The following is a 10618-nucleotide window of genomic DNA, read 5'->3' as shown; positions in this document are numbered from 1 at the left end:
GCTCCCTCGCCGCCGCCGATGCCAGCGCCGTTGGTGCCACCGTTGGCCGTCAGGCTGCCCGCTTCACCGCCGCCAATCGTAACCGTGGCGTGTTCCGACGTCTCCAGTCCGGCCCGGTCATCGCCGCTGGTCAGGGTGTTCGCGCCGGAAAGAGTGATGTTCGCCGTGCCGTCCGCCACCACCGCGAAGGCGCAGGCGTAGCGTGTGCCGCTCACCTCTGTTATGGTCACGTCTTGCAATGTAACATTGGCAGTCACGCCGGACGGCACCGTAATGACGGCTTTTTTATTACTATTGTTTACTCCGGTCAGCGTCCCGCTCCATGTGCCGGAGATGGTGTACTCGCCGTTGCCCAGCTTGATTTGCCCGTCCGGTTCCTGCGTGGCCGTGGGTGTTCCTAAAATTGTCAAGCCCCCAAAATCATACACGTCCCCTCCGCCCAGCGTCACCTTGACGGTTGGGGTCGGATCGCAGGCGTAGCCCACCTCCAGCGCCGCCGTAAACATATAATCGCCGGTCAGCGGCCAATTATCATCGCTGCCCTGTATGTAGCCTGGGCAGCTCCAGCCGGTGATATCCACCTTAACCGGGTCCGTCTCGCCGTCAACCGCCCCGCTGATCTGTGTGGGAAGCATGGAAACTACCGTGTCAAAGTCGGCCTGATTGTCCATGCTAACGCCGGGCAGGGCCAGTTCGCCCAGGGTCAGATTGTCGCCGTCCACGAATGTCCAGCTTGTGATGGCTTTTTCCAGTCCGTTCTCTGTAAGAGATGGTTCCGCCACGCATTCTCCCTCATGCCCTTCCTCTAAAGTACAGCCCTCAGTCTTTGTGCAGGGCACCGATTTTTCCGGCAGGGTTCCTGATGGAATTTCCGCAGTCTCTGCCACAACCGTCACGGTGATCTGCGGCAGCTTCACGCCGCTGGACAAGGGATAGCCGTCTGTCTTAGCCTTGAACACATACTTGCCCGCCGTATCACCGTCATAGGCCGGATCGCTCTGCCATGTCACGGGGACTTTTTCCTTAGACGTGGTTACGGTTAGGAGGGTTTTCCCGTTTTCCTTTTCGGAAGTATCCCTGTTGTGATTCCCGGACACACTGCCCTCCGCTTCGCTGGGCGTGGCGATAGAGACATTATCGCCGCTTTCTTCCTCAATGTCGTCCTCGTCCGGGATTACCGTATCCTCAATAACATGGTAGATAACCGCTGTTACCTCGTCCGGCAGGTTCAAATCCTCATAAGCCGTCCCCTCCTGGACGGTCTGCTTCGCCATATCGCCAGGGAGCGCCGCAAAGGACGCAATACTCCCGTCCTCCGGCGCGCTATTATCAGCCGCGGCCACCATCGGAAGCTGTGTTATCGTTAGTGCGGCAGATAGCAACAACGCCCATATTCGTTTCCATTTCTTTTTCTGTATCATTCTCGTTTCCTCCTGTCTGTCCATTCGGACGAGTTTATAGCTTTTAGGGAATTTTAATGTCGTATTCCGTATCGATGGTGTACTTTTCCGCATCTGTGTTCCCCATCCCTCATTTTACGTTTTTTTCCAAGACACACTCTGAATCACACCGAGCAAACCGGCTGAATATTCGCTGTAATACTGCCGGTCATAGAATCCTGGTTGACTGTGACAGAGATATCCTGACAGGTAAATCGCGGCGGCTATCTTTTTGTCTGCTGAAATGCAGGCAGGATCTGGCACGCCTGCGTCCGCCCAGCAGTGGCCGCATTCTCAGGTTCCACCAGGGTTCTCACCTTCCGGCACAGCTCGTCAAGGCGGTAGGGCTTGCCGATAAAGCCCTGTGCTCCGCCCTCCACCGCCATGGCCGCCGCTTCTTTGTTGCCGGAGAGCACCAGAACAGCGTCTGTCAGATGGCACAGCTCCGGAAGAAACGAAAGGCCGTCGCTGTCCGGCAGGTCGATGTCCAGCAGTGCCACCTTTTCCTCTCCGGTAGTATGCCGCTTCGCCTCGGCAATGCTACGCGCGATACGCACTGTGTACCCCTCCCGTTCCAGAAGCTGCCGGTTGGCGGCATTCACATTTTCGTTGTCCTCAATCAACAGGACGACTGGTTTTCGTTTCAGCATAATCCCACCTTTCTCTTTGAATAATTCCCCTATAATGCAAAAAAGAAAGCCACTGTTGTGACTTTCTGTTACGGAGCCTTCTAACCCCTGCCTGTATTATACCATAGACCCTTCATAAAAACACAAAGGTTGCCAATTTGTAACGATTTTACGCATTACTATATTTCACGCTCAAAGCAGTACCCCGCGCCCCACCCGGAGGTGATGGTATAACCGCTTCCCTCCAGCTTTTTGCGCAGCCGCGACACGGCGGTTCTCGCCGCGCTTGCGCTGCCGTTGGCAGGCAGCTTCCATACAGTTTCATATAGCCGCTCCGCTGAAACGCCCTCGCCCTCATGCTGCATGAGATAGTAGAGGGCGGCGTACTCGCGGGGCTGGAGCAGAATGTCCTCCCCGTTAAGGAAGGCGCGCTGGGCCACTGTATCCAACACCAGCGGGCCGCGCGTCATCACAGTGTTTCCCCGCGCCGTTTCACGCCGGTGTAATAAGGCCACCATCCGCGCCAGCAGTTCCTCCACCCGATAAGGCTTTGTCATGTAGTCATCTGCACCCCCGGTCAGGCCCTTTACCATATCCTCATAGTCCCGTTTGCTGGTGAGCATGAGCACCGGAGCGGAGGTCGTTTCCCGAAGCTCCGGGATATACTCCAGGCCGTTGCCATCGGGCAGAAGAATGTCTAACACCACAAGGTCAACGGTGGGATGCTCCGCAAGCGTCCGCCGTGCGGCTGCCAGGCTTACCGCCGGAAACACGGTGCAGCCTTCCCGTTCCAGTACTGCCCGGTTGAGCGCCAGCACATGTTCGTTGTCCTCCACCATCAGAATGGTTTTTCCATTCATTGTTCCACCTCCCATTTCATGATCGGGACTGTAAACCGCACGGCGGTTCCCTTTCCTATTTTACTTTCTACCGTAATCTGGCCGCCGTGGGCCTGGACTATCTGTGCGCAGATATACAGGCCAAGGCCGTTGCCTCCCGCAGCCCGGTTTTTAGGATATCGCTCAAATATCTGGGGGAGCAGTTCGGGGGCGATGCCCTCGCCGGTGTCACGCACAGTCACTGCAACTGAGCTCCCCTCCAGGCGCGCAGACAAGAGAATGCTGCCACTCTCGGTGTGTTTGACGGCGTTGGACATCAGATTAAGCAGTACCTGCAAGAGCCGCTCCTGGTCGCCATATAGATGCAAAAGCCCGGGAGGCACGTCCACCGCCACGGTATTGCCGTGATTGTCCATCACCGGGAAATGGACACAGGCTACGGTGTTCAAAAGCTCCGCAATGTCCATCTCACGACAGTTTAAGGTGAAGCTGCCGTTCTCGATGGCGGCAGCATCCAACAGCTGCATCACCAGCCGCTCCAACCGTCCGGCTTCGCTGTCCACCCGCCGCATATTATCCCGCACGGCGGCCCGGTCAATCAGCTTGTCGTCCATCATCCGCCCGGTGAGCTGGGCGAAGCCAGATACCACAGTGATAGGCATTTGCAGCTCGTGGGAGAGATTGTGGAGAAATTCTTCTTTTAAGTCGGCCAGCTCCCGCACACGGGCTGCTTCATTCTCCTGGTTCGCCTGTTCACGGGCATGGCGCAGGCAGATAACCAGGCGCACGCAGTTCAGCAGGTTGACCAGCCCAGCAATATCCGGATTACCACATAGCTTACGCTGCTCATATCCAAAAGCCCCGGTGCAGCGATGAGGATAATCATGCAGGTCAGCAGGGAAGGCAGCCAGATAATACTCCATATACTTGTGTTGTCTACGTCCATTAAAGGCTCCAGCTCCCGGCGCAGGAAAAGGAAAATGATCGGATAGGTGAAAAGGTCGAACAGCAGGGTAGTTATAATAATCGTCAGATAACCGCCGCCAATCCGCTGGCTGGCAAACTGTCCGCTGCTCATGGTCATGCTCATTAGGGTCCAGGCAATCAGGTAGACGAAAAAGTGCCGGGTAAACCGGTCTTTGATAATGACACAGGACAGCAGAAAAAAGAACACCATCGAAATCATCCGGTAGGTAGTTGCTGAGGTTTCCGCCGAATAGCCGAACACTACAAGCCACAGAGCGATTGCCCCCCACACGGCGGCCACAATCAGTCCCAGCGCCCACACCGGAATGCGCATTCTTTTCCGGTAAGGGTAGCACCGCAGGATTACAGGGCCAAAAAAGACGAGGAAGCTCCCCCAGTATTCCAGCCACATATGGATGTGGATACTTTCGCTCATGGCAGCACCTCCTTTATTTCTTAATGTTTATTATACAGGGAAATAATAATCCCTTCAAGCGTAAGATAGGGATAGCTGATGTTTTCGCGGATCGTTTATAACCGTTATATGGAACAAAATCTTTCCCGGAGAGAGAAAAAAGGACGCTCAATTTGAGCGTCCTGGCTGATAGATATTGAGTTTTCCGTCTTGCCTGTATTCACATAGCTTTCATTAGCATATCAAAGCTCTCCTATCCCTCCAGCAGTTTTCGGTACAAATCAAAATCCCTTTCAGTAAATACGTCAAAAATAACCTGGGTGATAGACATGTTCCGTTCCAGAAAGCGGGATACCGTTTCCACTGCAATTTCCGCCGCCTTATCCTGAGGGAAACAAAATACGCCGGTGGATATACAGCAGAATGCAATGGATGAAATTCCGTTCCGGACAGCCAGTTCCAGGCAGGACTGATAACAGCCTGCCAGAAGTTCACAGTCCCGTTTTCTTAAATTTCCGGAAACAACCGGACCGACCGTGTGAATGACAAATCTGCATGGGAGATTGTAGCCCGGTGTGATTTTTGCTCTGCCCGGCGGTTCTTCATATCCCTGTGCCTTCATCAATTCACTGCAGGCCATGCGAAGCTGAATGCCCGAATATGTGTGAATGATGTTGTCGATACAGGAATGGCAGGGCTGAAAGCAGCCCAGGAGAGCGCTGTTTGCCGCGTTTACAATGGCATCCGCCTTTAAGGTCGTGATATCGCCGCGCCATAGAAAAATACGGCCGCCATCATCCACCGGCCGCAGGGAAACGCTGTCCGTGATCCCCTTCTTTCTGATCTCCTCCGACAAATATTTATCCTGTATATCAAGAAAATCCTGCGCCGCAGGCACCGGCGGACGCAGGTTCATCAGGGAGCGCAGGAGCCGCTTCTGGCCGGACTCATCGAAGGGGATTCCCATGCCGCGATACTGCGGCATTTCTTCCAGCAGAGTCCGGATCAGATACGTTCTTCGTTCATCCTGTTTCATAAAGCCTCCTTATTTTTTATCTCTGATACGATATCCTGGATGCTAACCGCAATATCCTCTTGAACGCCCAATGCCCTGGGGCCCAGGTGGGCCGGCACTGCGGCCTCGTCCCGGTTCAGCCGGATCAGCGACCATTTTTTATTATCATACAGCATCCTCTCAAAAGGGAACCTGATAATCGCCGGTGTGTTGAAACCGACGCCCGCCTCCAGCAGAACCACATTTTTTTCAGCATACTTTTCCAAAAATATCCCATATCGCTCAGCTGCCTTATTCCAATGATCATCCTGTACAAAATACCCGTCTTTTCTGAGATTCATTTCCATGGGCCCCCCGCATACAGGGCACTTCGGCACCATATCGGAGGGAATCTTGCAGTCCCTTTCTGCCTCATTCATCTGTTCAAACAGCCTTACCGCGTCATATGTCTTCTGATGACAGCCTTTCGCACACTGGATCAGCCCGTAGTCACCCTGTGTTGCAAAAATATGATCGTCACAAAAGCCTGCTTTCCAGAATTGATGGTCCACGTTTGTCGTAAGTACAAAATAATCTCTCGTACCCGCCAGTTCAAACAGCTGCCGGTAAACGGGCAGCCCGTCCGGTTCAATTCTGTTGATATAAGCATGCCTCGCCCAATATGCCCACCGTTCTTCCTCCGTAGGAAACGGATAAAAACCGGCGGAATACATATCCTGCATATAAACAGTACCATATTTTCTGATGAAGTCACCGAAATTTCCGGTAAACCGTTTTCCGCCGTATACGAGTCCGGCTGCTGCAGAAAGCCCGGCGCCGGCTCCGATCAGTAAGCTTCCGCCTGATCCAGCATAAAAGCCGCCTTTCTGATCTGCTCCTGATACGGAATATTTTGTTTCTTTTCATTTCCCATCCCTATTGTCCTTATTGTTAGAATTCGTATGGCGGATTGCCTGAAAAATCAGCAATCAGTCCATGAGGGCGTTCCAGATAAAAAACCTCAAACACAGGATTATCCGCCCTGCCATACTGGCCTTTTACGATCGGATTGGACATGCATGCTTCTTTTACCTCCATATTGTCCTCAAATACAGCCTTTCCATGAAGGCGGATCCAGGCGTAAGAAGAGTCCGACACGCTGATTTCAATCTCCGGATTCTGCTGCATATCCTTATACACTTCCTTCTGATTATTGGTACAGAACCACATTTTTCCGTACATTTCAAAGCAGAACATAAATGGACGGCATTTTGCTTTTCCGTCTCTTCCTACGGTTGCCAGATATTGTACCGGGTTTGCTTGTAAAAACTCCACTGCTCTTTTCATATGGTTTTCTCCTCTTTCAGATATCTTTTCGTGGAACGGCCGCTTCCTGTGTAACCATTATAGATCGGATTCCGAATAAGGAAAAGTAAGCACTTTAAAGTGGGATAGTATCCATTTGGAAACTATCCCGCTTTGACCCGGCGCTTTTATTAATATAAATGGTGTTCTTTCCAAATTCTCATTACGTACCCATGGCTGTGGCCTGTTCTCCGTCCGGCTTCCCTTGCCGACACATCCGGATGGCTGATACAGTAATCCAGAATTTCCAGCTTCTCTGACTTCCATATATTTTTCAACAGTTCATCCCGGCAGACCGCCGAAAAGTCGATTCCCAGAAGAGCGGAAAGACCGGATGCGACTCGTTCACTATCTGTATGATATCACGGAAACGAAAGCCCGTGAATAGCTGAATACTCGATTTCCATTCCTTTTTTGTATAATTCCATAAATTCTGCGAAGCCCTTTACATCTTCCTGGTCCGGGTATTCCACCAGTTTTTCCTGATCCGCAAATATCTTTTCGTGAAGAAAGTCTGAAAGTTTTTCCCCTTCCTGATGATCCGCCAGGTATGCAGCCAGAACGGCAATGCCCCATGCGCCGCCTTCTCCTGCCGTCTTCATCACGCAGACCGGGGTATCGAGTGCCGCCGCCATAATTTTCTGTGCCACGCCTTCCGTTTTGAATATGCCGCCGTGACCTGTGATCTCGTCTACGCGGACCTGTTCTTTTTCGGTCAGAATGTCCAGACCGATCTTAATCGCTCCGAATGCTGTTGACAGATGGGCGCGCATGAGATTGGGCAGACTGAATCTGCTGTCAGGCATTCTTGTGAGAAGAGGCCTTCCTTCATTCAGAGGAAGAATATTTTCGCCTGACAGGAATCCGTACGATAAGACGCCTCCGCAGTTTTTATCCCCTTTCAACGCGGCATGATAAAGTATGTGATACAGCTTTCCCTCGTCCAGCTCCATCCCGGCCTCTTTTGCAAATTCTCCAAAAATATTTACCCAGGCATTTAAATCGGACGTACAGTTGTTCGCATGCGCCATCGCTACCAGTTCGCCGGAAGGCGTCGTAACCATATCGATCTCAGGATAAACAGCCGACAGTTCCTTTTCCAGCACGATCATTGCAAATATAGAAGTTCCGGCGGAGATATTTCCCGTCCTTGGGGCTACGCTGTTCGTAGCCACCATACCTGTACCTGCGTCCCCTTCCGGCGGGCAGAGTGGAATTCCAGCCTCCAGTTCCCCGGATGGGTCCAGAAGGCGGGCGCCTTTCTCCGTCAGACAGCCTGCTTCCTCTCCTGCCTTTTGCACCTTTGGCAGAAGGTTTTCCAGCTTCCAGGGCATGCCGTATTCTGCTGCAAGATCATTAAACTGACGGATCATCCTTGGATAAAAGGCGCCTGCTTCCGTATCAACCGGAAACATCCCCGACGCTTCACCGATTCCAAGCACTTTTCTGCCCGTCAGTTTCCAGTGGATGTAACCGGCAAGGGTAGTAAAATAGTCTACCTGGCTTACATGCGGTTCTCCATTCATCATGGACTGGAAAAGATGGGCAATGCTCCATCTCTGAGGCACATTGTAGGCGAACAGTTCCGTAAGTTTCCCCGCCGCTTCTCCAGTGGTCGTATTTCTCCATGTGCGGAAAGGCACCAGAAGCTCCCCTTCTCTGTCGAATGCCAGATATCCATGCATCATTCCGCTGAAACCGGCCGCCTCAGTTTTTTGATCCGCACTCCGCATTTTGCAAAGACATCATCTGCCATTGCCCTGTATGCCGCCTGGACTCCCCTCCATACTTCTTCCAGCGGATACGTCCAGATATTATTTTCCAGGTGGTTTTCCCATCCAAAGTTGCCCGTTGCAATCGTATCGTAATGTTCTCCCAGAAGAACCGCCTTGATCCTCGTTGATCCCAGTTCAATGCCCAGTACGGCATTGCCCTCTTCTATAATCGTTTTCATATCATTCATGATGTTTTCCCCTTTCCATGATCTTATCCAGTAATTCCGGCAGTTCCCCTATTGTGTTGATTCTGCCTTCAGGCAGTTTAGCAGTTCCATAGCCATAAGAAGCGTGGACGAAAGGAATGCCCGCCCGTTCTGCCGCCGCCTGATCCGTTTCTGTATCTCCCATATATACCGCGGCTTCCGTCTTGTTTCTTTCCATAATCAGCCTTATATTATCCGCCTTTTTCATTCCGGTCCGTCCGGAACATTCGTAATCCGCAAACAGTTTCCCCATTTCGTAATAGTCTAAAAATGCTTCAATATACCCACTCTGACAGTTGCTTACGATAAATAAACCATACCGGCTGCCAAGCTCCATCAGTACTGTCTGAACGCCCTCATATAGCACACATCCATGTTCTCTGAGTATTTCGTTGGCATGGATGCAGCATTCATTCAGCAGTTCCAGTACTGCGTCTTCTTCTTTCTCCGGAAAAAGTGCTGCCGCAAATTCAGGCAGGGTTTTTCCCATCAGGGATCTCATTTTGGACTCCTTCAGCCAGCAGCTTCCCAATCCGTGTTTTTCAAATACCTCATTCCACGCATTTGCGACATGTGAGAAAGAGTCCCAAAGCGTTCCATCCAAATCAAATATAACCGCTTTTTTATATGGCATCTGTCTTCCTTTCCCTGTAGATAATCGCTCTCCTTCTGTCCAGTTCCATGCTCATATCCGTACGTACCGAATCCAGGTTATAGAATATCATCATGACCGCGATCAGCAGACAGAGTACCGCAGGAATCCAGATGAAGCTCACTTCGATTGCATTCAGCGCGGATTGGCTCTGCTTTACGTTCGGTATATATCCGCCCATTTCCAGGAATAATCCGATGACAGCACTGGCAATTCCCATGCTGGCCTTTACAAAAAATCCCTGAAGCGCTGCGATCATTCCGGAAATACTTCTCTTTTTGCTGTACTCGGAATAGTCGATCACGTCCGGCTGCATGGCAAATGTCGTTCCGAATATTCCATAGATACCAAGGCCCGTCAGCAGAAGTCCGCCCAGCAGGCAGCTCATATGGGAACGTCCCATATAGATGACAATATCTCCGATTATATACAGCGCCAGACTCACGTACATGACTTTCTTCTTTCCCATTTTTTTCTGCAGGGATGGAAGAAGCAGCAGCATGGGAAGGCCTGAAAGAATCCCGAAAAGTCCTACGAAGGCAATCCAGTTCTCTTTTTGAAGATTATATGTAAAATAATAGATAACCGTCGTATTGCGGACCACATACAGGGCAAAATAGAGGAAGTTCACTCCAAAAAAGATCCAGCTCTGTCCCGTAAGCCCCTTAATGCTCTCTTTTATGGAAGAATGGCTCTCCTCACTGCGGGAGGCACTACTTCTTTCGTACTGAGAAAAGTCAGCACAAAGATAAACATGGCAGCTACGCCGTATATGGACATGGTAATCAGATATCCACGCCCCCTGTCTCCTTTTCCAAAATAAGATACAAGAGGCGTCGTAATTGTCATCACGAGTGCTGTTCCGAACATCGCGCAGATCATACGGCTGGCCACAAGGCAGTTCCTTTCATGAAGATCGGACGTCAGCCTGGGCACGATGGTATTTAGGGGAATATTTACAACCGTATAAGCCGTGCACAAAAGGCAATATGTAACGTACGCCCAGATCAGCCTTCCGCCGCTTCCAAAGTTTGGAACGTAGAACGTCATTACGGTAAAGATGGCAAACGGCACCGCTCCGATGAGAAAATACGGTCTTCCCTGTCCCCATCTCGTATGTGTTTTGTCTACAATCAGCCCCATTCCCGTATCCGTCAGCGCGTCCACAACCTTCGTGACGAGCATCAGTGTTCCTGCTGCCGTCGCAGCAATTCCGAATACATCCGTATAAAAAATCATCAGATAAGAGGCCATGGTGCTGAATACCAGATTGCAGCCCAGGTCCCCGATTCCATATCCGATTCGCTTTGACCATTTTCCCATCATTAAATACCTCCT

At 51.3% G+C, this 10618-nt stretch carries 12 protein-coding genes and 1 pseudogene; all 13 read right to left on the bottom strand.

What is annotated here, in order from left to right:
• Positions 1 to 1514, bottom strand: a 1514-nt coding sequence (locus DXA13_RS13010; protein WP_181995667.1) for an Ig-like domain-containing protein, incomplete at its 3' end; no start/stop codon positions are given.
• A 149-nt stretch (positions 1515 to 1663) separates the two neighbouring features.
• On the bottom strand, positions 1664 to 2089 hold the full coding sequence (locus tag DXA13_RS13005) for a response regulator (protein WP_118244942.1): 426 nt from the start codon (positions 2087 to 2089) through the stop codon (positions 1664 to 1666).
• Positions 2090 to 2247: 158 nt separating this feature from the next.
• A complete protein-coding gene (locus DXA13_RS13000) occupies positions 2248 to 2928 on the bottom strand; it encodes a response regulator transcription factor (RefSeq protein WP_181995666.1) in 681 nt (226 codons plus the stop codon).
• Positions 2925 to 3629 (bottom strand): HAMP domain-containing sensor histidine kinase, encoded by a 705-nt coding sequence (locus DXA13_RS12995; RefSeq protein WP_278287056.1) that lies wholly within the window; start codon positions 3627 to 3629, stop codon positions 2925 to 2927. Before DXA13_RS12995 ends, DXA13_RS13000 begins: the two co-directional genes overlap by 4 nt.
• Before the next feature lie 71 nt (positions 3630 to 3700).
• Positions 3701 to 4309, bottom strand: a complete 609-nt coding sequence (locus tag DXA13_RS21875; RefSeq protein WP_243009118.1) for a hypothetical protein — start codon at positions 4307 to 4309, stop codon at positions 3701 to 3703.
• A gap of 232 nt (positions 4310 to 4541) precedes the next feature.
• Positions 4542 to 5324, bottom strand: a complete 783-nt coding sequence (locus DXA13_RS12990; protein WP_118244939.1) for a protein-ADP-ribose hydrolase — start codon at positions 5322 to 5324, stop codon at positions 4542 to 4544.
• Positions 5321 to 6025, bottom strand: a complete 705-nt coding sequence (locus DXA13_RS12985) for a Sir2 silent information regulator family NAD-dependent deacetylase (protein WP_243009117.1) — start codon at positions 6023 to 6025, stop codon at positions 5321 to 5323. The genes DXA13_RS12990 and DXA13_RS12985 overlap by 4 nt, the downstream gene beginning before the upstream one ends.
• A 208-nt stretch (positions 6026 to 6233) precedes the next feature.
• A complete protein-coding gene (locus DXA13_RS12980) occupies positions 6234 to 6629 on the bottom strand; it encodes a pyridoxamine 5'-phosphate oxidase family protein (protein ID WP_118244937.1) in 396 nt (131 codons plus the stop codon).
• A gap of 149 nt (positions 6630 to 6778) precedes the next feature.
• On the bottom strand, positions 6779 to 6925 hold the full coding sequence (locus DXA13_RS21040; RefSeq protein ID WP_181995665.1) for a MarR family transcriptional regulator: 147 nt from the start codon (positions 6923 to 6925) through the stop codon (positions 6779 to 6781).
• An 84-nt stretch (positions 6926 to 7009) separates the two neighbouring features.
• A pseudogene (locus DXA13_RS12975) lies at positions 7010 to 8610 on the bottom strand (FGGY-family carbohydrate kinase).
• Positions 8603 to 9262 (bottom strand): HAD family hydrolase, encoded by a 660-nt coding sequence (locus tag DXA13_RS12970; protein ID WP_118244936.1) that lies wholly within the window; start codon positions 9260 to 9262, stop codon positions 8603 to 8605. The pseudogene DXA13_RS12975 and the gene DXA13_RS12970 overlap by 8 nt, the downstream one beginning before the upstream one ends.
• Positions 9252 to 9923, bottom strand: coding sequence for an MFS transporter (locus tag DXA13_RS22485; protein ID WP_347559853.1), 672 nt, complete (start codon positions 9921 to 9923; stop codon positions 9252 to 9254). The genes DXA13_RS12970 and DXA13_RS22485 overlap by 11 nt, the downstream gene beginning before the upstream one ends.
• A gap of 35 nt (positions 9924 to 9958) precedes the next feature.
• On the bottom strand, positions 9959 to 10606 hold the full coding sequence (locus DXA13_RS22480; RefSeq protein ID WP_278287054.1) for an MFS transporter: 648 nt from the start codon (positions 10604 to 10606) through the stop codon (positions 9959 to 9961).
• Between the last annotated feature and the right edge of the window lie 12 nt (positions 10607 to 10618).

The sequence above is a fragment of the Clostridium sp. AM58-1XD genome (genome assembly GCF_003464085.1).
In the GTDB taxonomy this organism is placed as follows: domain Bacteria; phylum Bacillota; class Clostridia; order Lachnospirales; family Lachnospiraceae; genus Lachnoclostridium_A.
Note: the sequence above shows the minus strand (reverse complement) of the source record. Positions and strands in the feature narration are given on the sequence as shown.

Coding starts and splice junctions, on each gene's coding strand:
- DXA13_RS13005 (WP_118244942.1), bottom strand. CDS start 2,089: ATGCTGAAACGAAAACCAGTCGTCCTGTTGATTGAGGACAACGAAAAT.
- DXA13_RS13000 (WP_181995666.1), bottom strand. CDS start 2,928: ATGAATGGAAAAACCATTCTGATGGTGGAGGACAACGAACATGTGCTG.
- DXA13_RS21875 (WP_243009118.1), bottom strand. CDS start 4,309: ATGAGCGAAAGTATCCACATCCATATGTGGCTGGAATACTGGGGGAGC.
- DXA13_RS12990 (WP_118244939.1), bottom strand. CDS start 5,324: ATGAAACAGGATGAACGAAGAACGTATCTGATCCGGACTCTGCTGGAA.
- DXA13_RS12985 (WP_243009117.1), bottom strand. CDS start 6,025: ATGCAGGATATGTATTCCGCCGGTTTTTATCCGTTTCCTACGGAGGAA.
- DXA13_RS12980 (WP_118244937.1), bottom strand. CDS start 6,629: ATGAAAAGAGCAGTGGAGTTTTTACAAGCAAACCCGGTACAATATCTG.
- DXA13_RS12970 (WP_118244936.1), bottom strand. CDS start 9,262: ATGCCATATAAAAAAGCGGTTATATTTGATTTGGATGGAACGCTTTGG.
- DXA13_RS22480 (WP_278287054.1), bottom strand. CDS start 10,606: ATGATGGGAAAATGGTCAAAGCGAATCGGATATGGAATCGGGGACCTG.